Below are 24,330 nucleotides of genomic sequence, written 5' to 3'. Positions count from 1 at the left end.
CACGCTCTTCGGGAAGTCCTTCGACGGACCTCGGACGTGTGTCAGTGTGCACTGAGTTGGGCGCCCCGGCGCGCCCGCTCAGGAGGTTTTTTTCGTGTGCGCTGCGTGTGATGTCCACGTACTCAGCAGTCACTGAGCGTGAATTCACGCGGCCAGTTCCAACGCCTTTTCGAGCGTCTCCTTGCGCTTCTGCAGGTTCGCGAGCATGTCGAAGTCGGCGGGGAAATCGTCGACCTTCACGACCTGCGCGCCGTAACGCGCGTAGTCGTCGAGCACGCGCCGCTCGTCCGCGTCGATCAGGCCTTTTTTCTGCGCCGAGTCGGTCCATGCGCCGAGTTGCGGCATACTCTGCGGCATCGGCGAGAGCAGCCCTTGCCTGACCGCTTCACGCAGCTTCTGGTCGATCTGCGTGAAGCGCGGGTTCAGTTCGAACACCAGCTCGCCGTAACCGAGCGCATCGACATCGGGATGCGGCACGTACGAGTCCGACACCAGGCGATTGCGCGCCGCGCCCGGCGTTTGCATCAACTCGGCGATCTCGGTGCCGAGACGGTCCGACGGCTCGCGATGCGGCAGGCCGAACGGGAACGCGAGCGCCCGCACAAGACCGGCGGCGAAGCGGTTCGGATAGTTCGCGAGCACGCCGTCGAGCGCCTGTTGCGCCTTGTACAGCGAATCTTCGACGCCCCAGCGCACCAGCGGCAAATCTTCTTCCTGACGGCCTTCGTCCTCGAAACGCTTGAGCGTGGCCGAGATCAGGTACAACTGCGACAACACATCGCCCAGACGACCCGAGATGCGCTCACGCCGTTTCAGATCGCCGCCGAGCACGAACATCGACACGTCGGCGAGCAACGCGAATGCGGTCGAAATACGGGTTGCCGCGCGATAGTACTCGTGCAGCGGCGCATACGCCGCACCCGGCTTCGTGATGAAAGCGCCGCCCGTCAAGCCATAAACGAAACTGCGCGCAACATTCGAAAGCGTGAAACTGACGTGGCCGAAGAAGGCGTCGTCGAAGTCGCGCAGTGCCTTCGCGTGATCGGTCTCGCGCGTCGCAGCCATTTCCTTCAGCACATACGGATGACAGCGGATCGCGCCCTGGCCAAAGATGATCAGGCAGCGCGTCAGGATGTTCGCACCTTCGACGGTGATTGCGATCGGCACCTGCTGATACGCACGCGCGAGGAAGTTCGACGGCCCCATGCAGATGCCCTTGCCGGCGGCGATATCCATGCCGTCGTTGATGACCATGCGGGCGCGTTCGGTGATGTGATACTTCGCGATCGCCGAAATGACCGACGGTTTTTCGCCGAGATCCACCGCATGCGCGGACAGGCGGCGCGCGGCGTCCATCACATAGAGGTTGCCGCCCATCCGGCCGAGCGCTTCCTGCACGCCCTCGAACTTGCCGACGGCGGTGCGGAATTGCCGCCGGACCGCGGCATACGCGCCGGTGCCGCGCACGGCGATCTTCGCCATGCCCACATTCGACGACGGCAGCGAAATCGCACGGCCTGCTGCGAGGCATTCCATCAACATGCGCCAGCCGTTGCCGACCTGCGCGCGTCCGCCGATCACCCAGTCGAGCGGAATGAACACGTCCTTGCCTGAGTTCGGGCCGTTCTGGAACACCGCGTTCAGCGGCCAGTGACGGCGGCCGATGTTCACGCCGGGGTGGTCGGTCGGAATCAGCGCGCAGGTGATGCCGGGTTCGTCGCCGCCACCGAGCAGACGGTCGGGATCGAGCGCGCGAAACGCGAGGCCGAGCACGGTCGCGATCGGGCCGAGCGTGATGTAGCGTTTGTCCCAGGTGACGCGAAAGCCGAGCGTCTCGCGGCCTTCAAACATGCCCTTGCAGACGATGCCGACGTCGGGAATCGCCGCCGCGTCGGATCCCGCGTAAGGGCTCGTCAACGCGAAGCAGGGGATTTCATCGCCGCGCGCGAGACGCGGCAGATAGTGGTTTTTCTGTTCCTCGGTGCCGTAGTGCATCAGCAGTTCGGCTGGGCCGAGCGAGTTCGGCACCATCACCGACACGGCCGCCGCCGAGCACCGCGTGGCCAGCTTCATGATGACCTGCGAATGCGCGTACGCGGAGAACTGCTTGCCGCCGTACTGCTTCGGAATGATCATGCCGAGAAAACCGCTTTCCTTGATGTACTGCCAGGTTTGCGGCGACAGGTCCTGCCAGACCATCGTGGTTTCCCAGTCGTTCGCGAGATCGCACAGACGCTCGCATTCGACATCGAGAAAGGACTGCTCTTCAGCGGTCAGCGTGGCGGGGCCGTAGCCGAGCAGCTTGTCCCAATGCGGGCGTCCGGAGAACAGTTCGGCGTCCCACCAGACGGTGCCGGCTTCGATTGCATCGCGTTCGGTCGGCGACATCTCCGGCAGGATCTTGCGGAAGATGTCGAGCACCGGTTTCGTGAGCCAGGTGCGGCGCAACGGCTTCAAGGCAAGCACGAGAGCAGGGAGAACAAACACGATCGCGAGCACGGTGGTCAGCACCGGGCCGGCCGCTCCGCTGAGCTTCGCAGCCGCCACCCAGACGATCATGAAAGCCAGCCACCAGGACGCGCGCGCCTGAACATAGACGAGCGCAAAGGCGGCGATGACGAGCACTAGGATGAACCACGGCATGACGTTTCCTCCTGTTTCGATGGTGCGTGCGGACGCATCCACGGGGGCGCGGACGGCTCGCGTTCTGTCGATTATCTTTCTTCTTTTTTGCTGCTTCTGCTGTTGTTGCTGGCGGGTGAGGTGGTTGCCTGCTTCGCCATGCGCTTGCGAATCGGTATGGCGTCGTTGCTTGCGTCGTTTTTGCGTCGCTCCCGATTCGCGCTTGCTGCGGGTTTGATACGCGTTCCGTGTCGTGCTGATCGTTCGACAACGGAGCGTCGCTCAGGTGCGGAAGTTAGACGTGCCGCTCGGGACTGCGGGTTTCATGGTGTCCGGTTGCGTATGTTTGCGTGGTCGACACTTAATTGGCGGGTACTTGTTGCAGCTTCGATGCTTCGGTGTGCTGCCGGTGAAGCAGGGCGGTTTTATGCGCTGGACTGCTTGCCGGCTGCGATGGTTTGCAATGAGCCGCAGCGCGTTCGAGCTTGACGCTGGACGGCCCGTCACGGCGCCGTCCGTATCGTGTTCGCAGCAACCCGCGTTGGCGTCAGGCCGAACCGTGATACGCATGCTGATACGAAGCCGCTTCGATGCTGCCGCCATGACGCTCGCCGCCGGACGAAACATCAGCCGCCGATTCCACCGATTCCTTCGTTTCCACCGGCTCGCCGCGCTCCTGTGTTTCCGACGACCTGTCTGGCAAGTCGCTGCCGCCCTCGGCTGCATCGCCCAGCACCGCCGCGAACGCCGCGAGTTGCGAGCTATCCGGCAACGGCGCCTTGAGAGCCGCGACCATCAACGACGCCAGACGCGCGATCAGTTGCAGGTCGTTCATCGACTTGCCCTGCGAAAACTCGGAGATCAGGCTGTCGGTATCGGTGCCGGCCAGCACGCCTGACAGCGCGCCGATTGCAAAGTGCAGACGCCAGCCCAGTTCCTCGCGCGGCAGATGCGGCAACGCACGCTGGAACGCATCGAAAAAGCGCACGGCCACCGACGCGTAATGTCCATTCAAAAAGTCGCGGATGAACGACGACGGATCGGTATAAGCGCGCCCCAGCAGCCGCAAAAACGCTTTCCCTCCGACCCGCGGATCGCGCGACAGACGCAGCGCCGGAATGAACATCGCGCCGAGCACGTGCTCGCAGGTCAGGCGCTCGCCGAGCATTGCATCGAAGCGGTCGAGCAGCTTGAGCCGTTCCTGGTTGAGCTGGTCGAGACGACGCGACAGCATCGAATGAATCAGCGATTCCTTGCTGCCGAAGTGATAGTTGACCGCCGCCAGATTCACTTCGGCTCGCGAAGTAATCTGGCGCAACGACATTGCCTCATAACCGCATTCGATAAACAGCGTTTCGGCGGCGTCGAGGATGCGTGATTTTGTATCGCCGGCATTCCGGCCTGTTGTGCGAACTGCCATGTTGCGTCTCCCAGTTGCCGGGCGTCCGGCCCGCAAACAAGCGATTCAAATTGATATTTGAAACAGTTGTTTTTTTCAGGATAAGGAAAGAACGTGCTTACGATCAAGGGGTCGCAGTCGACTAACTCCTCTAGAAGACCTGACGCAGGTCGTCTTCCGTGATGCGCGATGCGTCAATTCGCGCGGAAAATAAAAAAGGCCGTTCCGATGGAAATCGGAACGGCCTCGTATTGCTTGTCTTGCTACCTGTTTGGCCCTGCTTCGTACTGTGGACGCGTGGCGTATGCGTGCTTGGCGTCGCAGCGGTTCTAGCCGCCTTTGCGTCTATTGTGCCTGATATCTTGCAAGCGCAATAGCTGTTTAGTTCGAACGCTTAAAGCTGTGCCGCCACCTCTTTGGCCGACTGCGTCATGTCGATGCCGCGACGCTCGCGGCTGAACGGAATCAGCACGGCAATCACTACCGCGACAATGCCGATCACGACCGCCATCACCAACGCGTAGTTGTTGCCCATGCGTTCGGCCAGACCTGCCTGCAACGGTCCGTTCACCGATGCAATCAGATTGCCGAGTTGATACACGAGGCCGGGGAAGGTCGCGCGAATTTCATCGGGCGAGATTTCATTCAGGTGTACTGGAATAACGCCCCATGCACCTTGCACCGAGATCTGCATCAGGAACGCGCCGGCGGCGAGCAGCACCGGCGTGGTTGAGAACGCCCACAGCGGCAGCACCGGCAATGCGATCAATGCGGCGATGAAGATCGCGCGCTTGCGGCCGATCTTTTCCGACAGCGAGCCGAAGAACAATCCGCCGATAATCGCGCCGACGTTCAGCGTGATCGTGATCCACGACACGGTGTGTGCGTCGAACTGATGCTGAACGCGCAGGAAAGTCGGATACAGATCCTGCGAGCCGTGCGAGAAGAAGTTGAACGCGGTCATCAGAACGATCGCGTACAGCGACAGCTTGATGTTCTGTTTCAACGTGACGATCAAACCCGGGCGCTGCTTCTTTTCGAGTGTCCTGAAAGCCGGCGATTCCGGTACGTGTGCACGCACATACAGCACGAGCAGGGCAGGCAACACGCCGACAAAGAACATGCCGCGCCAGCCGATGTATTGATAGAACACCCCGAACACGATCGACGCCAGCAGATAGCCGCTCGGATAACCCGCCTGCAGCAGTCCCGACACGATGCCGCGCGATTTGGGCGGCACGGTTTCCATCGTCAATGCGCCGCCCACGCCCCATTCGCCGCCCATCGCAATGCCGAACAGCGCGCGCAGCACCAGCAGTGTCATCAGATTGGGCGAAAGGCCCGAGAGCAATTCGAGTAACGAAAAGCACGCAATGTTGACCATCAGCGTGGGGCGGCGGCCGTATTTGTCGGCGAGCCAGCCGAAAATCAGTGCGCCGACCGGACGCATCATCAAGGTCAGCATAATCGCGAAAGCGACTGACGGGATTGTTGTATTGAATTCCGCCGCAATATCTTTCAATACGAATACCATCAGAAAGAAATCGAATGCGTCGAGGGTCCAGCCCAGATAGGCGGCGATCGTGACGTTTCTCTGTTCCCGTGTCCAGCTCATTGATTGTTCTCCTGAGTCCCCAACCACCCGTGTGTGTTTTCACGAGCATCTCTTTAGCCCCGTACGCCTTGTGGCATTGGCTTCGAGCGAGTGTACGCCGACCGTTAAACGCCTGCATGGTTGAACGGGCGTTTATCCGTATTTATACCTGGAGCAAAATTCGTGCTGAATCCGTAATGCATGGATAATGTCGGTTAATTGTAATTATTGTATTAACCGTGTCTGTATTTATGTTTGTTTTTTGTAATGTACAAATTACGTATTCGCGCGATGCCATGGCCGGTTTCTACTGATTTTTAATTCGCCTGACGGATTGCGCGATAGAGGCTGCGCTCGTCGAATTAAGGTTGGCGGGCGCCAAAGCGCACGGGTATAAAAGCGGCTCGCGACAAATACGCCGCGCAACAAGGGAGACTAAATAATGACAATTCCGCATCTATGCCTGCTCATCGTTGCACTCTTGCCGTTTCCGTGGACCATGCTGGCGAAAGTGAGCAAGCGTTACGACAATCGCACGCCGCGCGCTTATCTGGCCGGTCTCGACGGATGGCGCGCGCGGGCGCATGCGGCACATCAGAACGCATGGGAGGCGCTGGCGATGTTCACGGCGGCGATTGTCGTAGCAGGGCAGGCGGGCGGTTCGCCGACATGGATCAATGTGCTGGCGATCACGTTTGTCGTCACGCGTGTGCTGCATGGCGTGTTGTACGTGATGAACCTGGCTTCGCTGCGCTCGCTGGTGTGGTTTGTCGGCGTGGCGTGTGTGGTGTCGATGTTCTTTGTGTCGGCGGGTTCGACGAGCGTGTGATTGAAACGCGGTGGGTTCGCCCTGCGCGTGAACTGTTGGCGTGCCCACCGAGGAAAATTGAGCGTGTGTCGCCGGCGGTAAGTTCTCGCGTCGGGCGAGCTTCTACGGATGTAAAAAGCTATCTGGCGCATATATGCGTTACTTGCATGAGTCGAACTGAAAAATCAATTTGATTCATGCTGCGTCGCGACATACCATGTTCGCTATCTCGTTATATGCCTCTGTCGACGCAATATGTCAGTCAAATCAATCACTTCGTATCCGGTCCGCCGCGAGCACAGCCCGTTTCTGGTGGTCGCGCTGGTGACGCTGCTCACAGGAATTGGCGCCGGTCTCGGTGGTATGGGGCTCGCGTTGCTGCTGCACGGTATCCAGCATTTCGCTTACGGTTACAGCGCAACGCACCTGATCAGCGCTGAGAGTTTCCTGCAAGGCGTAAGCGGTGCGTCGCCCGAACGCCGCGTAGTCGTGCTGACGATTTGCGGACTCGTCGCGGGCCTCGGCTGGTGGGCGCTGTATCGCTACGGACGACCGCTCGTGAGTATTCGTCAGGCCGTCAAATCCGACGATCCGCAGATGCCGTTGCTGAGCACGACGATTCACGCGCTGCTGCAGATCGTCACCGTGGCGCTCGGTTCTCCGCTGGGCCGCGAAGTTGCGCCGCGTGAGATCGGCTCGGCGCTCGCCGGATGGCTGTCGAGACGCGCGGGGTTGTCGGTGGCGCAAAGCCGGATCATGGTGGCGTGCGGCGCCGGCGCGGGTCTCGCTGCGGTCTATAACGTGCCGCTCGGCGGCGCGGTGTTCGTGCTCGAAGTGTTGCTGGGCACGTTCGGTGTGCGTGCGTTGATGCCGGCCATCGTGACCTCGGCGATCGCGGCACTGGTCGCGCAACTCGGACTCGGCGACGAGCATCAATACCTGGTGCCGGTGTTGGCAGTGAATGCGTCGTTGATCGTGTGGTCGCTCGTCTGCGGCCCAATTTTCGGCGTGGCCGCGTGGGGCTTTACCGAGCTGACGAAGCGTTCGCGCGCTGCCGCACCGAAGGACTGGCGCTTGCCCGTGTTGTCGGTGTTGAACTTTGCGATCATCGGCGTACTGGCGATGCATTTTCCGCAATTGCTCGGCAATGGCAAAGGTCCTGCGGGCCTCGCATTCGACGGCGGCTTGACGATCGGTCTTGCCGCGATGTTGCTGGTGCTGAAGGTGGTGATAACAGCCAGCAGTTTGCGAGCGGGCGCGGAGGGCGGCTTGCTGACGCCGGGTCTCGCAAACGGCGCTTTGCTCGCGATCGTACTTGGCGGCGCGTGGAGTCTGGTCTGGCCGGGTGCGTCGTCAGGCGGATTCGCGGTGATCGGCGCAACGGCATTTCTCGCCGCATCGATGCAGATGCCGATCACGGCGGTGGTGCTCATGTTCGAATTTACGCGCGTGGGCCAGGACTTTCTGATTCCTGTGCTGTTTGCGGTGGGCGGCTCGTTGCTCGCGTTTCAGGCTTGCGTGAAATGGGTGCCGAAGCTGCAATCGGCTTTGGGTTTCAACTGGAGTGGGGCGGACAAGGCGCGTTAAATTTGCTTGCGCTTGGTGGCGACATGGTGGCGACATTGCAATCGGCTCGATGTCGATGGCTTTAGCTTGATGCGATGTCGTCGCAAGAGAAGATATCGAGCGGGAGCGAAAGGCGCGACGCAATCGGAAGCGGAGCTGACGCTATATCAATCTGCTAACTGGCAAGTGAATCGAGCCAGCACAAAATCTGTCGATAGAAACAAAAAACCCCGCGAAGCACGAAGGCTCAACGGGGTGTTTCGTTTTTGCTTGAAGAGGCGTGGTGCCCAGGAGAGGACTCGAACCTCCACGGTGTTGCCACCGCTAGGACCTGAACCTAGTGCGTCTACCAATTCCGCCACCTGGGCACGTCTTCAAGCTAGACCGCTATTTTAGCGGGTTGATTCAGCTTGTCAATCCCTACTTCAGACAAACTTCGCTTTATCAACCGCTCGGTGAATTGTGCAACGAAGCGATGCTTCACTACTCAACTACCGTCCTGCTCACTACGCCAACCGATCACACTAAAAGCGTGAACCGGACAACGTAGGTTCTCACAAAAATTAGAGCCGCCCGGAGGCGGCTCTAATTTTGAATCTGGTGCCCAAGAGAGGACTCGAACCTCCACAGTGTTGCCACCGCTAGGACCTGAACCTAGTGCGTCTACCAATTTCGCCACCTGGGCAGGTGATGAACAGCAAAGACCGCCATTATAGCGACAGATTCGGACCTGTCAAGCGTTTCTCCAAACTTGCTTGAACATCCCGCCGACGAGGCCCAATGCCCCTCGCAGCGACTATTGACGGCCCGCTTGGCGCGCAAGACGGGTGTTAGAATGCCTCGCAGTAGTTCGTTGGCACGGTGCACATACGAGCGTCGACTCAGCCTTGAACGAGCCGGACCCGAGCAGTTTTTTTCTGTGCATTTGCAGGTGCATTTCAAGCGCAACTGAAGCACAACGCAAACGCTTCCCAAGCCGAGCCACATCGCCGACCGACGTCCATGCAACGAGAAAAAATCATCGACAAGCCCTTGAGCAAATTTCCTTATCCGATCCCAAGCCGCGAAGAAATCCTGGGCGTGCTGCGCACGAGTGAAGCGCCGCTTGCCGCGAACGACATCGCTGAAGCCTTGTCGATCAAGCGTCAGGAGCGCGAGGGATTTTTCAAGCGCCTCGGCGCCATGGAGCGCGACGGCCAGATCCGGCTCGATCAGCGCAATCTCTATCAACTCACGCATCCGTCGAACTTTGTCGCGGGCCGCGTGCAAGGTCATCGCGACGGCTACGGCTTCCTGATTCGCGACGACGGCCAGGACGATCTGTTCCTGCCCACCGGCGAGATGCAGAAGGTCATGCATAACGACCGCGTGCTCGCGCGCATCGTCGGCTATGACCGGCGTGGCCGTCCGGAAGGGCATATCGTCGAGGTCACGGATCGCGCGAACAAACGCGTGATCGGCCGCCTGCTCAACGAGAACGGCGCGCTGATCGTCGCGCCCGAAGACAAGCGCATCGGCCACGACATCCTGATCGCGCAAAACACCAAGAAGGCCAAGGTCGGCCAGGTGGTGGTGGTCGAACTCACCGATTTCCCGAGTCGTCATTCGCAGCCGCTTGGCCGCGTGGTCGAAGTGCTCGGCGATATCGACGACCCCGGCATGGAAATCGAAATCGCGGTGCGCAAGTACGGCGTGCCGCACGAGTTCGGCCAGGCCGCGCTCGACGAAGCCGCGAAGCTGCCCGACGAAGTGCGTCCGGTCGACGCGCGTCATCGTATCGATCTGCGTGACGTGCCGCTTGTCACGATCGACGGCGAAGACGCACGCGACTTCGACGATGCAGTGTATTGCGAGCCGGTCCAGGTCGGTCGCGGCGAAGGCTTCCGCCTGATCGTCGCGATTGCCGACGTATCGCACTACGTGCATCCGAAGAGCGGACTCGACGCCGACGCGATCGAACGCAGCACGTCGGTGTATTTCCCGCGCCGCGTGATTCCGATGCTGCCGGAGAAGCTGTCGAACGGTCTGTGCTCGCTGAACCCGAACGTCGACCGTTGTGTGCTGGTGTGCGACATGATCGTCACCGCGCGTGGCGAAGTGAAGGCGTATCAGTTCTATCCCGGCGTGATGCATTCGGCCGCGCGTCTGACCTATACCGAAGTCGCCGCGGTGTTGAAGAACACCAAGGGACCGGAGGCCACACGTCGCGCCGCATTGCTGCCGCAATTGCAGAATCTGTATGGCGTGTACAAGTCGCTGTTCGCAGCGCGTCAGAAGCGCGGCGCGATCGACTTCGACACGACCGAGACGTATATCGTCTGCAATGCGCAGGGCAAGATCGAGCAGATCGTGCCGCGCACCCGCAACGACGCGCACAAGCTGATCGAGGAGTGCATGCTGGCCGCGAACGTCTGCGCAGCCGACTTCCTCAAACGCAACAAGCATCCTGGCCTGTTCCGCGTGCACGCGGGGCCGACGGCGGAGAAGCTCGAAAATCTGCGTACGTTCCTGCGCGGCATGGGGCTGACGCTGCAAGGCGGCGACAAGCCGCACGCCAGCGACTACGCCGCGCTGATGGCGCAAATCCGCGAACGGCCCGACGCGCAGATGCTGCAAACCATGCTGCTGCGCTCGATGCAGCAGGCGGTTTACAGCCCGGACAACATCGGTCACTTCGGTCTCGCGTATGAAGCGTACGCGCACTTCACGAGCCCGATCCGCCGTTATCCCGATCTGCTCACGCACCGTGCGATCTACGCGATCCTGCAAGGCCGCAAGTATCAGCCCGAGCCGCCGCAAGGCGTCGAACTGAACACGGCGCTGTCGCCGCGTGCCCGCGCGATGCAGCAGTCCGACGAAGAAAAGCGCGGCCTTCAGCGCGCGAAGAACGTCGCGATCTGGGAAGAACTCGGCTTGCATTGCTCGGCCAACGAACGCCGCGCAGACGAAGCATCGCGTGACGTCGAGGCCTGGCTGAAGTGCTATTTCATGCGCGACAAGCTCGGCGAAGAGTACGGCGGCATGGTGAGCGGCGTCACGTCGTTCGGCATTTTCGTGCAGCTCGACTCGCTGTTTATCGAAGGCCTCGTGCACGTCACGGAACTCGGCTCGGACTACTTCCAGTACGACGAGATCAAGAACGAATTGCGCGGCGAGCGTACGGGCATTCGTTATCGTCTGTCGGATCGGGTGCGGGTGCAGGTGAGCCGCGTCGATCTGGACGCACGCAAGATCGACTTCCGTCTTGTACGCGATACGCCGATCAAGCCGCCTGCTGCACGTGGCGCATTGGCCGACAAGGGCGCGAGTGACGGCGGCAGTGCGCGCGTGCGCTCGTTGCCTCCGGTAGACGGTGGCGCGGGTGGCGCGGGTGGTTCGGCTGCACCGGGCGCGCGTCGCAAGAAGGCGGCTCCGGCGCAATCGGTCGCGGTCAAGGAAGCTCGCGTCGCGCGCGGTGCGGCGAAGAAGCATGGCGCCGTGGCCAAATCGGCAGCGAAACCGCAGGCACGCAAGAAGCGCTGAAGCGGCTTCATCGGTCGAACCGCGCGCATCGGGTACGTTCACGCGTACCGGTTGCGCGCGGTCTGCGTTTTATCGCAGGCATATTGCAGTCAATGCAGTCTGGTACACGGCGCACGCAGGCAAGTGAGCTTGCAGACACAGCACTCCATTCACGTACTCAAGCTCGTATTCATCACAGCAGCGCGCGTTGAGCGCGTTCAATCAAAGGTTGTTCAGTCATGTCACGTCTCAAGGTTTTATACGGTTTCCACGCAGTGACCGCACGTATGCGGCACGATGCATCGACGGTTGAAGAGGTTTATTACGACGCGACACGCAAGGACCGTCGGATGACCGAATTCCTGCATGCCGCGAAAGAAGCCGGCGTGCGTCTGATCGCCGCCGACGAAACGCGTCTGTGGGGCCTCTCGCACACCGAGCGTCACCAGGGCGTGGTGGCGCGTGCGGGCGACATGCCGCTCGCGCAGAATCTGGCCGAGTTGCTCGACGGCATCACCGGTTCGCCGCTGATCCTCGTGCTCGACGGCGTGACCGATCCGCACAATCTCGGCGCCTGCCTGCGCGTGGCCGATGCGGCCGGCGCGCACGCGGTGATCGCGCCGCGCGATCGCGCGGTGGGTCTGAATGCGACGGCGGCGAAGGTCGCGAGCGGCGCGGCGGATACCGTGCCGTACATCACCGTCACGAATCTGGCGCGCGCGCTGCGCGAGTTGAAGGACGCGGGGGTGTGGGTCGTCGGCACGGCTGGCGAGGCGTCCAAGAGCCTGTACGAGACGGAGCTGGACGGTCCGGTGGCGCTGGTGATGGGCGCGGAAGGCGAAGGCATGCGCCGTCTGACGCGCGATACCTGCGACGTGGTGATGCAGATTCCGATGGCGGGTACGGTCGAGAGCCTGAACGTGTCGGTGGCGTCCGGCGTGTGCCTGTTTGAAGCTGTTCGTCAGCGTTCGGTGAAGAAGTAATCCACCGGCACGCGCGCTCGACTCCGGTAAACTAGCCGTTTTTACTGCACGCCAAGCCTTTCCCATGACTCAAGACGAACTCAAGCAACTGGTCGGCCAGGCCGCCGCCGACTACGTGAACGCCAACGTGCCCGAAGGCGCGATCGTAGGCGTCGGCACCGGCTCCACCGCGAACTGTTTTATCGACGCGCTGGCCGCCAACAAGTCGCGCTATCGCGGCGCAGTGTCGAGCTCGCTCGCCACCACCGCGCGCCTGCAATCGCACGGCTTCAAGGTGCTCGATCTGAACGAAATCGACTCGCTGCCGGTGTACGTCGACGGCGCGGACGAAATCGACCACAGCGGCGCGATGATCAAGGGCGGCGGCGGCGCGCTGACGCGCGAGAAGATTGTCGCGTCGGTGTCGGACGTGTTCGTCTGCATCGCCGATGCGAGCAAACTGGTCGACACGCTAGGCAACTTCCCGTTGCCGATCGAAGTGGTGCCGATGGCGCGTACCGCAATCGGTCGTCGCGTGACGGCGCTCGGTGGCGTACCGGTCGTTCGCGTGACGAAGGAAGGCGTGCCGTTCATTACCGATAACGGCAACGAAATCATCGACGTCAAGGGTCTGCGTATCAGCGATCCGCGCACGCTGGAAATGCATGTCAACGCATGGCCGGGCGTGGTGACGGTCGGGCTGTTCGCCGGCCGCGGCGCGAATCTGTGCCTGCTCGGCACGGATACCGGCGTCGAAACGATCGAGTACAGCAAGGGCTGAGCGGCTCGTTTTCAAGTTTTGCATGAGCCCGCGCACGCGGGTTCGTGCAGGCAGCGGATGCGCGGTTCGCATTAGTCGACTGTGTTATCCGCTGCATACATTCATGCGGTGAAAAGTCTTTCCGCAGACGATCGTCACGCAATGTGACGAGCGCATTGTCCAATCGGGCCGTAATCGTCAGATTTACCGCGCCGCTTCCCGTCCAACTGCAATCGTCAAACCTGCTGTCAAACGCGCCGTCAAACGCGTCTTGCCACGTCGCACGGATTCTTTAACCCCGACTTGATCACTCGCCCGATCCCGACCGTTCGAACCCGCGAGTTCAAGTGCGCTCAAGCACAAGAAAAGTGCCTGAAACAGCGCATCTTGTAACGCGCCGTAATGAAGCGAAAGGCTTTGGCGCAGGAACCCCACGAAGGCCGATTATTCGCGCACTGTCGCTTGTCGAATGTGGGCACCCGCACGCACGGCAACTAATGCGGCACATACACTCGTTGCTATGCCAAGGCCCAAAGGCATTCTTCGACAGGCGGGAGAGTTCATGAAAGTGGCGATCGTGCACGACTGGCTCGTGGCGCCAGGAGGAGCAGAGAAAGTGCTCGAGCAGATTATCGAGTGCTTTCCCGACGCCGATCTTTTCAGTCTCGTCGATTTCCTCGAAGACCGCGCGATGCTCGGCGGCAGGGCGGTCACGACATCGTTTATCCAGCAGTTGCCGTTTGCACGAACTCGCCTCGGCGCGTATCTGCCGCTGATGCCGCGCGCGATCAGGCAGTTCGATCTGTCGGAGTACGACCTTGTTATCACGAGTTCTTCTGCGGTCGCGAAGGGTGTCGTGGTCGGCCAGAATCAAATTCATGTGAGTTACGTGCATTCGCCGCTGCGCTGTGCGTGGGATCTGCAACACCAGACTTTGCGTGAAAGGAATCTGACGCGTGGGCCGAAGTCGTGGGCGGCGCGTGCGTGGCTGCACCATATGCGCGGCTGGGATGCGCGATCCGCGAATAGCGTCGATCGGCTGATTACGAATTCGCATTTTATCGCCCGTCGCGTCATGAAGACGTACCGGCGCGATGCGGCGGTGATTCCGCCGCCCGTCGATTTACACAGGTTCGAAGTGCGCGCGCAGAAGGACGACTTTTATCTGACCGCGTCGCGGATGGTGTCTTACAAGCGTATCGATCTGATCGTGGATGCATTCAACGCGACGCCGCACCGCAAGCTGGTGGTGATCGGCGACGGCCCGCAGAGTGCGGCGCTCCGCGCGCGAGCGGGTCCGAATGTGACGGTGCTCGGTTATCAGCCGTTTGCGGTGCTCAAGGATTATTTGCAGCGCGCGCGGGCCTTCGTGTTCGCCGCCGAAGAAGACTTCGGCATCGTCCCGCTCGAAGCCCAGGCGTGCGGTACGCCGGTGATCGCGTTCGGCAAGGGCGGGGCGCTCGAAACGGTGGTGCCGGTTGGCGAGCCGCTTGCGACTGGCGTCTATTTCGCACGGCAAACCGTCGAGTCGATGCTCGGCGCGATCGAGCGCTTCGAACGGCTGCGCGAGCGCATTACGCCGGCGGCCTGCCGGGCGAACGCCGAACGGTTTTCGGCGGCGGTGTTCCGGCGCGCGTTCATGGCGGAAGTCACGCGCACGATCGCCGCGGCCGGCTGGCCTCAGCAGGTTGCCAGTGTGGAGACGGCTGAACGCGATCGGGCGACTGCGGACGTCGCGTGGCCACGCGAGGCGTCGCCGAAAAGCGATTGGGGACGCTGAAGCGGATCGGCAAGCCGGGTTGGCGCGGTGTCGGCCGCCTCGTATCAGGAACGTCGCTTTGCGCGAATAAACGGGTTTTGTCTTACCGCAGTGGGTTGCGTAGTGGGTTGTAAAGCACGGTTGTAAAACAGCCGCCCGGACTCGCTGTCCGGCTGGCTATCGATGTCGATCCGCTTTGTCTGGTCTCTCAGGTAGTCATGCATTGTCGATGCGCGATTACACGCGGGCAAATACGCAGCGGGTTATTTCAAAGAAAGCGTTGCTGGACTTCATAAAGAGACATCCGGGTGCGTGCATTGCGCCATTGACGTCGTATTCACTGGCGCAGGCTTGCCTCGCGTATGGCTATAACGACCTGAAGCAGACGTTCGCTTGCGTGGATTCCTTACCGCCTGCACCGTGTTGGCGTAGGCGGCAACCGGTACCGGATAGTCGCGGCGATTACTACAACAGGCAGTCGTTATTCGTTCGTCACCTGGTGACGCATGCGGAGTACGACCTTTGGACGAGGAAGAATTTAAACTCATGAATGCCGATCGCCTTCCGGGAGACTTTCCCGACATCGCTCAAACCTGGGCCACGCTGCAAGCCGAGCTGCCGATCAAACCGATTCGTTCAGAAGAGGATTATCAGCAGATGGTGCGGGTCGCCAACTCGTTGTCCGATCATCTGAAAGGCAACGCAGAGGATCCGCTCGCCGATCTGTTCGCGATCGTGTCGGATCTGGTCGAAAGTTGGGAAATACAGCACGTGACGATTCCAAAGGGGGAGCCGCGCGAAGTGCTCCGGCACCTGCTGGAAACGCACGGGCTCAAGCAGAAGGACCTGATAGGTATCGCATCGCCCACCGTGGTGAGCGACATCCTTGCAGGGCGGCGCGCCATCAGCAAGAAGGTGGCGAAGGCGCTGGCGCAGCGTTTTCATACCGACGTCAGCGCGTTTCTGTAGACAGCGCGCGGTGCGAGGTGCGAGATGTACCGCGCGTGCCTCGCGCTGTGCTGACCGTCATGGCTCACGCATTTCAACGACTCGTTCTATTCGTCCGACGCCGGCGGCTTGTGTTTCAGCTGCCGGCGTCGGCGTTTTTGTCCGTTCGCTGCATTCGTTGAAAGATCGACGGGGCGATAAAAAAGGGCCGCGCTTTGGCTTGGCGCGGCCCTTGTTACCTAAGCTAAACGCGGTCGATGTCCGGTGCGGACCTCATGGTCGTCTCGACGGAAACGGTTCGCTACCCGCGCCGCGTGCGTCGCGCCATTGTCGACGCACGCGGCCAGCCGTGCCGATGCGCGCTGCTTCCTGTTTCGCGGCACGCATCGCATGCAAACTCAAATGCCATTTGCGCAGCGCAAGCGCGACGCCGCCGGGCGCGAAAACCTGCAGCAACGCGCGCAGCAACCCGGGCTCCGCACGTTCGCCGATCAACGCGCAATAGGCGGCAAAAGCTCGCCGTCCCGCAGGCGTCAGGTATTCGCACATGATGAGCCGCCGATTGAACGACGCGTGATAGAACGCCGTGTCGTCGAATGGCGAAGCGGGGTGTGAATCGTCGCGGCCGGGGCGGGTGCCGAAGTGGTCGACCAGCAGCGACGGGTCGTAGATCAAGGTCCAGCCGCGCCGCTGCACGTCGAGACTGAAGGCCATTTCGCGGTGAGCCTCGGCGCCGGTGCCGCGCAAGCGTCGGTCGAAACGCAGCGCGCCGATCGCTTCGCGCCGGAACGCCATGTTCGCGCCGTCGAGCACTTGAACCGCGCGGGCTTCGCCGTCACTGGGATGATGATTGCCGGTCACGCGCCCATACCAGTTGACGAGACCGACCTGCGGCGGCTGTGCAGGCGCGCTACCGTTGCGTCGATGCGCGACGTCGCGGCCGCCGAGACCGCCCAGTTCCGGCACACATTCGAACGCGCGGGCGATTCGTGCAATCCAGTCCGGATGCGCGGCGGTGTCGTCATCGGTAAAGCAGAGCACGTCGCCGCTCGCGCTTTCGATGCCGAGGTTGTACGCGGCCACTACGCCCGGTTGGCGTACGAGCACGACGCAACGGCGCGGATCGGGGCGGTTGGCTTCGCGCGTGCGCAACCAGTCGAGCGTCGCGTAATCGTCATGGCGCGCGACCACGATCACTTCGTCCGCGCGGCGCTGCTGCGCGTCGAGCGCTGCGAGACATTGCGCGAGATCGACGGTGCGCCGCCACGTGGGCACGATCACGGAGACTCTCACGCCCGGCTCCCGTAGCGGCATGGTCAGAACGCGTTGCGTCCAATAAACCCTTTGAAGATCGTAATGAACACAATCTTCATATCGAACCAGAACGACCAGTTGTGAATGTAGAAGAGGTCGAACTTGACGCGCGCTTCCATTTTTTCGACCTTGGTGGTGGCGCCACGATAGCCGTTCACCTGGGCCCAGCCGGTGATGCCTGGCTTGATCCGGTAGCGGTACATGTAGCCGTACACCTGGTCTTTATAGAGGTCGTCGTGTTCGACTGCATGCGGACGCGGACCAACCACCGACATCTGCCCGAGCAGCACGTTCAGAAACTGCGGCAGTTCGTCGAGACTGGTGCGTCGCATGAAGGCGCCGAGTTTCGTCACGCGCGAATCGTTGCGCGTGGCCTGCGTGATCTGGCCGTGTGCTTCGTGATGCACGCTCATCGAGCGGAATTTGTAGATGCCGAACGGCTGGCCGTCCACGCCTTTGCGTGTCTGCCGGAAAAACACGGGTCCCGGCGACGTGAGTTTGATACCGATAGCCAGCACGATGAACACGGGCGCGAGCGCAAGCAGCGCGAACGCCGCGAACAGGCGGTCGAACATCAGCTTCGGCCACATTTGCGGCGGCGAGAACGGCGTCGCGCTGAGGTTCAGCGTCGGCAAACCGACCACGTCGACCACCGTGTGATTGAACAGCGAGAGGCTGCGAATATCGGGGATAAAGCGCAGATTCACGAAGTCGTGCCGGAAGGTGCGAGTGAAGCGGTAAATCGTATGTTCTTCCGATAGTGGCAGCGCGAGCCACACTTCGTTCACGCGTTCGTTGCGTATCTTGTTCGCGAATGCATCGAGATCGGTCAGCACAGGCAACCGGTTCAGACGCGGACCGTAACTGGCTGCGCCTTCGATACTGGTGTCGAACACGCACACCGGTTTGAAGCCGGCTTGCGGCGCATGTTCGAGATGCGCGAGCAGCGTGCGCGAAAATCCCGGCGCGCCAACAATCGCGACGGTGCGCGAATTCATCCCGCGTCGACGGACGCTGCGCAGCGCCACATGGACGACGCACTTCGCGGCGACGATCAATGCACCGGAGATCAGCGTGGAGTAGCCGAACCACAGCCGCGACACGGCATCCATTCGATGCAGCGTGAACGCCAGCACCAACGCGGTAGCGACCACCACCATCCATGCAGCGGCGACGCGCGCCAGCATCGGGGCGAGCGCTTTGCCGCGCCATGTGTCATAGACGCCGAAGCCCGGAAACAGCAGCAACACGAGCACGCAGTTAAACGCAATCAGAAGTCGCTCGGTATCCGACAACGCGATGGGCGTCGAAAAACGCATCCAGTGAGCGATCAGGCCTCCCGCAATCACGAAGAGTGCGTCGAGGCATCGCGCAGTATTCCTGAACATAGCTGACTTTACCCAGTAGTCGGACGGACCTGTGCTTATTCGACGGTTTCAGCCTGACGCAGACGCGGCAGCAGGCGGTCGAATTCGCGCTTGACGAGGCCATAGCATTCGCATGCGCGCGCTTCGAGGCCCTTGCGGTCGAGTACCTTGATATGGCCGCGGCTATGGTGAATCAGGCCTTCGTCGTGCAGCTTGCCGGCGGCTTCGGTAATGCCTTCGCGGCGCACGCCGAGCATGTCGGCGATCAGTTGCTGGGTCACGGTCAGATCGTTCGATGCGACGCGATCCACTTCGATCAGCAGCCAGCGGCACAGCTGCTTGTTCAGCGCGTGGTGGCGATTGCACGCAGCCGTTTGTGCGACCTGGGTGAGGAGAGCGTGCATGTACAGCAGCATCAGGCGGCGCAGGAAGTCGGAGCGGCCGAATTGCTGCTTGAGCGCCTGTGCGCTCATCCGGTACGCGAAACCGGCGCATTGCACCTGAACGCGGTTCGGCATGGTTTCGCCGCCGGTGAGTACGGGTACGCCCGTCATGCCTTCACGGCCGACGGCGGCGATTTCCACCGAGCTGCCGTCTTCCATCGTCGACAGCATCGAGATAATGGCGGTAGTCGGGAAATAGACGTGGTGAATTCGTTGGCCGGAGTCGCACAGCAATTGCTCGGTGCGCAGATGAACCAGTTCGAGATGAGGAGCTAGCGCTTGCCATTCATGAGACGGCAAAGCGCCGAGCAAATGGTTACCGTGCAGATCTGATTGAAGTGTCAACATGATCGGTCCTCGCGTGAAAGTCGCGGTGTGCGTGACTTTCTGATTTTTTGATCCGATGCCTGCATCCGCTGATAACAGCACGCTGCCTGGCGAGCAGCTAAATGATGAACAGGACCGGCCCCGTATTGGCCTTGGTGCGCCGCCGCTTGTTTTGAGGATCCGGCTTGCGGTGACGCTGCGTTGCGCTTGGGTATTAGCGAGGAGTGTGCCAACGGCAGGGAAAACGAGCACTGGTGCGGCGCAGCGAACCAGGGCCGGGCTCCGCGAGAAGCGAAATGACGCTTTTTGTTTCATATCTGTACAACGACCGTTTGAACAGTCCGCGTTTCGCGGGCCATTTTTATCCGGCTCAAGTCCTTGACGGGATTGGCTTTGCCACTGCTGGACGGGGTCTTCAGGGGCTTGCGGGAGCGTTGCATGATGCCTTCAAAGCCCCTTTTCAAGCGATGTCCGGGATGTGCCGGAAATGATTCAGATGTGTTCAACCCCCTCTGTGCGATGCCGTACCGAACCTGTTTTTGCAGAGGAAAGCGTCGCGTCGAATCCAACAGTGATTCTGCAGACCAGACAGTTTGACCGTTGTGATGCGAGTTGAGGCCTGCGTTGACTATGCGGGTAGGTCGAAGCGGACGGCGGCCCCGAATAGTGGCGGATAAGGCAGCGGCGGTCGGTAGTTTATTCGTCATACCGCGTCTGTTTTATTAGCATTTAAATGTTGGAGTCGATGTGCGTGCAACGATTCGTTTGTGAGAAGTTGGGCGTTTGCCATCAGATCAATCCCCGCAGGCACAGTTGAGCCGTGCTTACCCCGAAATATCAGTTGAGGCCGCTGGTAGTCGAAAACGGCCATACGTATCGAGAGTTGCATAGCGGACCTGGGTTCTCACTCGAATATGCGGGCGCAGCATGGTGAACGTCGCGTCTCGCGGAGATAGGTGCGTATCTCACGCAGCAGAAGGGGCCTGACGTGGGCAGGTATCGCGCTCGCCATCCATGTGCGCTTGCAAGATCGTGACGCGCCTGGTTGCCGGCGTGAACGGATCGGTAACTTGCTCATAGTCGAAATTCGCCATCGGGAAGTGTTGCTTCAGAGTGTGTGCCGAAGAAGGCTCCGCGCAGAAAATGTATCGGACTAGAACACCCTGATGCCGGTCGTGCGAAGTACGCTCGTCGCAGGGCGGGGTAATCGCGTGAGCACGTGATTCAACAGGGTTTCGACGATGATGGATCTCGACATAGCCACGTCATAAACGTGAGGTTCGAACTCACTCGGTGTGCGTGTCGTCATCGATTTCGATGCGGGAAAAGACGGCTGAAAACCCACAGATTGAGACGTCGCGCGTTTGCCATCGAATCGCAATGTCAGAGGATATGAAGTGGGCTGAGTTCTTAGGGTTGGTGAATAGCTTTGATGACGCGCTATTCCTGTTGCGCGTAGTTCGGTGTCCATGCATCGAGCCATTTGACGTACGAATAAACTCGCTGCAATTCAAGGTCCCACCGCGCGCTGCGAACGCATGCCGATACGCAAAATGTAGCGGGAATGAAACGACCGCTTCCGCATTTTCGAAGTGATTCGTGAGGTTCGATCAACTTGACTTGGCGCACGCCAACGATAAGAGCAATCAAAGCGAATAGTCTGCACATTGGCACTCGCAAAATGCACCACTTGCAGCTACGAAAAATGTATAGCGTTTTATCGCCAATGTTGGCGGCTATGAGCGTCCGTCGAACAAAAGCCGCAACGCAATCTTCAGATGGACCCTCGCCGATAATGGCAGCCATCGAATCGACGTATTCTCTCCGCGAGCAACGGAAGCGTTTTATATAAATCACGAAAAGCCCTTCAAATAGCGGCGTTTTATAACAAACACGCTGCGGTTATCGATCGTGGAAATGAAACTTCCCTCGATAAATCACACGCGCGATTTATCAAACTCCAGCATCAGTGCGAAAGCGCACGGAAATACGCGCGTCACAGGACGTACCGTGTAGCCATCACAACGGCCGGCATGTTGAGCCAGGCCATCGAGGTTGGCGTGGGTCTGTCCGCCGTGCTGAACTAATTGACCGCTGGGGAATGCGATGAACTGGAAAACGCTGGAATTCGATCAGCTTTCGGCGCGCGAGCTGTATCTGATTTTGCGGGCGCGCAGTGCGGTGTTCGTGGTCGAACAATCGCATGTGTGCCTAGACGCGGATGGTCGCGATGAAAACGCGCTGCACGTGTTCGCGGTTGAGGACATGGCGCGTCCCATGCCGATTCTCGCGTACGCACGTGTGCAGCCCGGCGACGCCGAAGATCCCGAAATCACCATCGACAAAGTGTTGACGAGTCCGCTGCGGCGCGGCGACGGCACTGCCGAGTTGCTGGTCGAACGTGTGCTTGAGGCCATCGCTCAGCGTTGGCCCGGACATGCCGCGCGTGTCAGCGCGCCGCTCGGTTTGCGCACGTTCTACGAGCAATTCGGTTTTCGTAAGACGGAAGGGCCGTACCTCGAGCATGGCGTGCCGTTCATCGGACTCACGCGTCAGGTGCGCAGCAGTCAGCCGCGATTTGCCGCGTTGCGACGGGCGCGCGAAGGGGCGTCGCTCGTGAATACGTTCGAACTGCTGTGAGCGTGTGTACAGATTGGCGGTACTGATTGTTTTCAGCCAGGCCGGAGAATCACGTGATTCGCTGCGCATGTCATCGTGGTAGTTGTTCTGCACGTTCCCTGGGATTGATCCAGATACACCCAGGCAAGCGGGTTGCGTGTTCGATTGCGACCCGCTGATTCGGCCTCGTCTGCGGGCCATTTTTCCCTGACGCCGCCAATGCGGCGCTTCGCAGATTTCGTCAACCGTTTGTGTAGCCGGCAAGCCCCGATCATCGATACATCGTCGCGCCATTTTCATGCGCGGCATCGACCAGGATCGGGACGGCGGCACGTAGCGGGCAACGACGAATCCTCCAACACTACTGCATTGTGTTTGTCCAGCGACGCTGCCAGAACAGCGCGGACAACCTGACACAGGCCGGCTGATGAAGCGGTGTGGCGTCCGGCTGTCACAAAGGCGAGTACATCGCCGCCAGGATGGGAGACAGCGACGCCAGGTGGTTCAATCCATCGCTCACCAATCGTTTGCCGTTTGCCGCCTTGACCGACCTTCGCGGATTGGAGGGTGGCGCACGCGCATCGCTCGCTTCACCCATACGACAAGATCAGACCAGATTGAACAGGGACTCACTCATGAATCGCATCGTGGAACGAGGCAATCCGCCCGCTTCGGGCGCGGGCATCAACGAAACGCCGACGCGTTTATCCGTGCAGCCGGCGATTCTCGCCGGTGGCGCGAGTTCGCGGTTGTGGCCGCTGTCGCGTGAACGCAATCCGAAACAGCTGATCGATCTGATGGGCGATGAAACGCTGCTCCAGGCGACCTTGCGTCGTCTCGATGCCGCGTTCGTGGTGGCGGCGCACAGTGCGGCGGCGCCTGGTGCCGCGCCTGCATCGATCGCGATGAACACGCCGCTGATCGTGTGCTGCGAGGACCTGCGCCTGCAAACGCTCGACTGCCTCGAGAAGTGCGGACGTTCCGCGCGGATGGTGCTCGAACCGGCGGCGCGCAACACCGCGCCCGCGTTGACGATTGCGGCGCTGGCGGCGCGGGCGTCGGCGGCGGAGGGCGACGACCCGCTCATCGTCGCGTTGCCGTCGGATCATCTGATCGTCGATCACGCGGCCTTCGGTGCGGCGCTCGCCGAGGCGCAGGTGCACGCGGCGCGCGGCGCGATCGTCACGCTCGGCGTGCCGCCGCATCGCGCGGCAACGGGGTATGGCTATATCCGCACGGGTACGGAGCTGGGCGCGCACGGTGCGCGAACCATCGAACGGTTCGTCGAGAAGCCCGATGCGGAACTTGCCGAGCGTTATGTCGCGTCCGGCGAGTACTGGTGGAATAGCGGCATGTTCGTGGTGCGCGCGTCCGTGTGGCTGGCGGCGATCGAGTTGTGCCGCCCGGTAATCGCGGCGACATGTGCGCAAGCGTTCGAGCACGCCACGGTGGACGGCGACGGTTCAGTGCACCTTGCACGCGATCCATTCGCCGCGTGCCCGTCCGATTCGATCGACTATGCAGTGATGGAGCGCATCGGCGCCGACGCGCGCCTCGTCGGTGTCGCGGTACCGCTCGTCGCCGGATGGTCGGATGTGGGCGCGTGGGACTCCGTATGGGACGCCTCGACCAAGGACGCCGACGGCAACGTCGCGCGAGGCCGCGTGGTGTTCACCGGATCGTCCGGCAGCTTCGCGCATTCGGAGGGACGGCTGGTCGCGTGTGTGGGCGTGAAGGGCGTGGTGGTGGTCGAGACCGCCGATGCAGTGCTGGTCGCTGCCAAGGACCGTGTGCAGGACGTCAAGGCGATCGTCGGCCGTCTGCGGGCGCAGCGCAGTGCCGAAGCACAGGAACAACGCAAGGTCTCGCGGCCGTGGGGTTATTACGATTCGCTCGAACACGGAGAGCGCTTCCAGGTGAAGCGGATCGTCGTCAAGCCGGGCGGACGTCTTTCGTTGCAGATGCATCATCATCGCGCCGAGCACTGGATCGTCGTGCGCGGCACGGCGCTCGTCACGCGCGGTGAAGAGCAGTTCCTGCTGTCGGAGAATCAATCGGCGTTCATTCCGCTCGGCGTCACGCACCGGCTCGAAAACCCCGGCAAGACGCCGCTGGAATTGATCGAGGTGCAGTCGGGCACCTACCTCGGCGAGGACGACATCGTGCGCTTCGACGATCAGTATGGGCGTGGCGACCAGCCAGGCGGCGACGTGGGCAACAGCGCGGCACACTGAAGTCGCGGGTTGACGCTGCAAGTCGACACTGTAAGTCGACACACCACCCAGGCCCAACGTTTCTTGCGCCCTCAACGGAAATGGACTTCGGTCCGGCAACCTTGAGG

Annotated in this window: 16 protein-coding genes and 2 tRNA genes; 10 read left to right on the top strand and 8 right to left on the bottom strand. The window is 61.0% G+C overall.

What is annotated here, in order from left to right; all coding sequences use genetic code 11:
- Positions 1–144: 144 nt before the first annotated feature.
- The 3 genes from ABH945_RS07830 to ABH945_RS07820 all read right to left on the bottom strand — a co-directional run bounded on the left by ABH945_RS07830 (position 145) and on the right by ABH945_RS07820 (position 5,636).
- On the bottom strand, positions 145–2,643 hold the full coding sequence (locus tag ABH945_RS07830) for an acyl-CoA dehydrogenase (RefSeq protein ID WP_429250192.1): 2,499 nt from the start codon (positions 2,641–2,643) through the stop codon (positions 145–147).
- A 526-nt stretch (positions 2,644–3,169) separates the two neighbouring features.
- Positions 3,170–4,042: a TetR/AcrR family transcriptional regulator gene (locus ABH945_RS07825; RefSeq protein ID WP_429250191.1), complete on the bottom strand. Its 873-nt coding sequence runs from the start codon at positions 4,040–4,042 to the stop codon at positions 3,170–3,172.
- Between the two features lie 373 nt (positions 4,043–4,415).
- Positions 4,416–5,636 (bottom strand): MFS transporter, encoded by a 1,221-nt coding sequence (locus tag ABH945_RS07820; protein ID WP_074763787.1) that lies wholly within the window; start codon positions 5,634–5,636, stop codon positions 4,416–4,418.
- A gap of 421 nt (positions 5,637–6,057) precedes the next feature.
- On the opposite strand from ABH945_RS07820, the gene ABH945_RS07815 reads away from it, so the two are divergent.
- Both ABH945_RS07815 and ABH945_RS07810 read left to right on the top strand, forming a co-directional pair.
- Positions 6,058–6,444, top strand: coding sequence for an MAPEG family protein (locus ABH945_RS07815; protein WP_074763788.1), 387 nt, complete (start codon positions 6,058–6,060; stop codon positions 6,442–6,444).
- 234 nt (positions 6,445–6,678) lie between these two features.
- Positions 6,679–8,010 carry a chloride channel protein gene (locus ABH945_RS07810; protein ID WP_429250190.1) on the top strand — a complete coding sequence of 444 codons (1,332 nt, stop codon included), beginning with the start codon at positions 6,679–6,681 and terminating at the stop codon, positions 8,008–8,010.
- Positions 8,011–8,270: 260 nt separating this feature from the next.
- Here the strand turns inward: ABH945_RS07810 and ABH945_RS07805 are convergent.
- Together ABH945_RS07805 and ABH945_RS07800 are read right to left on the bottom strand one after the other, a co-directional pair.
- A tRNA-Leu gene (locus ABH945_RS07805) sits at positions 8,271–8,357 on the bottom strand.
- Positions 8,358–8,587: 230 nt separating this feature from the next.
- A tRNA-Leu gene (locus ABH945_RS07800) sits at positions 8,588–8,674 on the bottom strand.
- A 317-nt stretch (positions 8,675–8,991) separates the two neighbouring features.
- On the opposite strand from ABH945_RS07800, the gene rnr reads away from it, so the two are divergent.
- From rnr to ABH945_RS07775, 5 genes are all read left to right on the top strand, one after another.
- On the top strand, positions 8,992–11,511 hold the full coding sequence (gene rnr / locus ABH945_RS07795) for a ribonuclease R (protein ID WP_074763790.1): 2,520 nt from the start codon (positions 8,992–8,994) through the stop codon (positions 11,509–11,511).
- Between the two features lie 218 nt (positions 11,512–11,729).
- Positions 11,730–12,473: a 23S rRNA (guanosine(2251)-2'-O)-methyltransferase RlmB gene (gene rlmB, locus ABH945_RS07790; RefSeq protein ID WP_074763791.1), complete on the top strand. Its 744-nt coding sequence runs from the start codon at positions 11,730–11,732 to the stop codon at positions 12,471–12,473.
- Between the two features lie 64 nt (positions 12,474–12,537).
- Positions 12,538–13,233 carry a ribose-5-phosphate isomerase RpiA gene (gene rpiA / locus ABH945_RS07785; protein ID WP_074763792.1) on the top strand — a complete coding sequence of 232 codons (696 nt, stop codon included), beginning with the start codon at positions 12,538–12,540 and terminating at the stop codon, positions 13,231–13,233.
- 541 nt (positions 13,234–13,774) lie between these two features.
- The gene (locus tag ABH945_RS07780; protein WP_429250189.1) at positions 13,775–14,992 is read left to right on the top strand and encodes a glycosyltransferase family 4 protein; all 1,218 of its coding nucleotides are present in this window, start codon (positions 13,775–13,777) and stop codon (positions 14,990–14,992) included.
- 525 nt (positions 14,993–15,517) lie between these two features.
- The gene (locus tag ABH945_RS07775; RefSeq protein WP_074763794.1) at positions 15,518–15,940 is read left to right on the top strand and encodes a helix-turn-helix domain-containing protein; all 423 of its coding nucleotides are present in this window, start codon (positions 15,518–15,520) and stop codon (positions 15,938–15,940) included.
- Between the two features lie 252 nt (positions 15,941–16,192).
- Here ABH945_RS07775 and ABH945_RS07770 read toward each other — a convergent pair whose 3' ends face one another.
- Genes ABH945_RS07770 through ABH945_RS07760 form a run of 3 tightly spaced genes read right to left on the bottom strand, consistent with a single transcriptional unit; the run spans position 16,193 to position 19,391 of the window.
- On the bottom strand, positions 16,193–17,233 hold the full coding sequence (locus tag ABH945_RS07770) for a glycosyltransferase family 2 protein (protein WP_429250188.1): 1,041 nt from the start codon (positions 17,231–17,233) through the stop codon (positions 16,193–16,195).
- 2 nt (positions 17,234–17,235) lie between these two features.
- A complete protein-coding gene (locus tag ABH945_RS07765; RefSeq protein WP_074763795.1) occupies positions 17,236–18,621 on the bottom strand; it encodes an undecaprenyl-phosphate glucose phosphotransferase in 1,386 nt (461 codons plus the stop codon).
- A 35-nt stretch (positions 18,622–18,656) separates the two neighbouring features.
- Positions 18,657–19,391: a Crp/Fnr family transcriptional regulator gene (locus ABH945_RS07760; RefSeq protein ID WP_074763796.1), complete on the bottom strand. Its 735-nt coding sequence runs from the start codon at positions 19,389–19,391 to the stop codon at positions 18,657–18,659.
- A gap of 275 nt (positions 19,392–19,666) precedes the next feature.
- On the opposite strand from ABH945_RS07760, the gene ABH945_RS07755 reads away from it, so the two are divergent.
- The 3 genes from ABH945_RS07755 to ABH945_RS07745 all read left to right on the top strand — a co-directional run bounded on the left by ABH945_RS07755 (position 19,667) and on the right by ABH945_RS07745 (position 24,223).
- On the top strand, positions 19,667–19,861 hold the full coding sequence (locus ABH945_RS07755; RefSeq protein ID WP_429250187.1) for a hypothetical protein: 195 nt from the start codon (positions 19,667–19,669) through the stop codon (positions 19,859–19,861).
- A 1,615-nt stretch (positions 19,862–21,476) separates the two neighbouring features.
- Positions 21,477–22,010: a GNAT family N-acetyltransferase gene (locus ABH945_RS07750; RefSeq protein WP_074763797.1), complete on the top strand. Its 534-nt coding sequence runs from the start codon at positions 21,477–21,479 to the stop codon at positions 22,008–22,010.
- Between the two features lie 614 nt (positions 22,011–22,624).
- Positions 22,625–24,223, top strand: coding sequence for a mannose-1-phosphate guanylyltransferase/mannose-6-phosphate isomerase (locus ABH945_RS07745; RefSeq protein WP_429250186.1), 1,599 nt, complete (start codon positions 22,625–22,627; stop codon positions 24,221–24,223).
- Positions 24,224–24,330 lie beyond the last annotated feature (107 nt).

The sequence above is a fragment of the Paraburkholderia sp. GAS333 genome, from assembly GCF_050435665.1.
GTDB lineage: Bacteria > Pseudomonadota > Gammaproteobacteria > Burkholderiales > Burkholderiaceae > Paraburkholderia > Paraburkholderia fungorum_A.
This window is presented reverse-complemented; position numbering and strand designations above follow the sequence as displayed.

Bases quoted from the DNA above. Each gene is read 5' to 3' on its own strand.
- ABH945_RS07825 (WP_429250191.1), bottom strand. From the start codon at position 4,042: ATGGCAGTTCGCACAACAGGCCGGAATGCCGGCGATACAAAATCACGC.
- ABH945_RS07810 (WP_429250190.1), top strand. From the start codon at position 6,679: ATGTCAGTCAAATCAATCACTTCGTATCCGGTCCGCCGCGAGCACAGC.
- ABH945_RS07750 (WP_074763797.1), top strand. From the start codon at position 21,477: ATGAACTGGAAAACGCTGGAATTCGATCAGCTTTCGGCGCGCGAGCTG.
- ABH945_RS07775 (WP_074763794.1), top strand. From the start codon at position 15,518: ATGAATGCCGATCGCCTTCCGGGAGACTTTCCCGACATCGCTCAAACC.
- rpiA (WP_074763792.1), top strand. From the start codon at position 12,538: ATGACTCAAGACGAACTCAAGCAACTGGTCGGCCAGGCCGCCGCCGAC.
- ABH945_RS07820 (WP_074763787.1), bottom strand. From the start codon at position 5,636: ATGAGCTGGACACGGGAACAGAGAAACGTCACGATCGCCGCCTATCTG.
- ABH945_RS07780 (WP_429250189.1), top strand. From the start codon at position 13,775: ATGAAAGTGGCGATCGTGCACGACTGGCTCGTGGCGCCAGGAGGAGCA.
- ABH945_RS07765 (WP_074763795.1), bottom strand. From the start codon at position 18,621: ATGTTCAGGAATACTGCGCGATGCCTCGACGCACTCTTCGTGATTGCG.
- ABH945_RS07770 (WP_429250188.1), bottom strand. From the start codon at position 17,233: ATGCCGCTACGGGAGCCGGGCGTGAGAGTCTCCGTGATCGTGCCCACG.
- ABH945_RS07815 (WP_074763788.1), top strand. From the start codon at position 6,058: ATGACAATTCCGCATCTATGCCTGCTCATCGTTGCACTCTTGCCGTTT.
- ABH945_RS07830 (WP_429250192.1), bottom strand. From the start codon at position 2,643: ATGCCGTGGTTCATCCTAGTGCTCGTCATCGCCGCCTTTGCGCTCGTC.
- rlmB (WP_074763791.1), top strand. From the start codon at position 11,730: ATGTCACGTCTCAAGGTTTTATACGGTTTCCACGCAGTGACCGCACGT.
- ABH945_RS07755 (WP_429250187.1), top strand. From the start codon at position 19,667: ATGACGCTTTTTGTTTCATATCTGTACAACGACCGTTTGAACAGTCCG.
- rnr (WP_074763790.1), top strand. From the start codon at position 8,992: ATGCAACGAGAAAAAATCATCGACAAGCCCTTGAGCAAATTTCCTTAT.
- ABH945_RS07760 (WP_074763796.1), bottom strand. From the start codon at position 19,391: ATGTTGACACTTCAATCAGATCTGCACGGTAACCATTTGCTCGGCGCT.
- ABH945_RS07745 (WP_429250186.1), top strand. From the start codon at position 22,625: ATGAATCGCATCGTGGAACGAGGCAATCCGCCCGCTTCGGGCGCGGGC.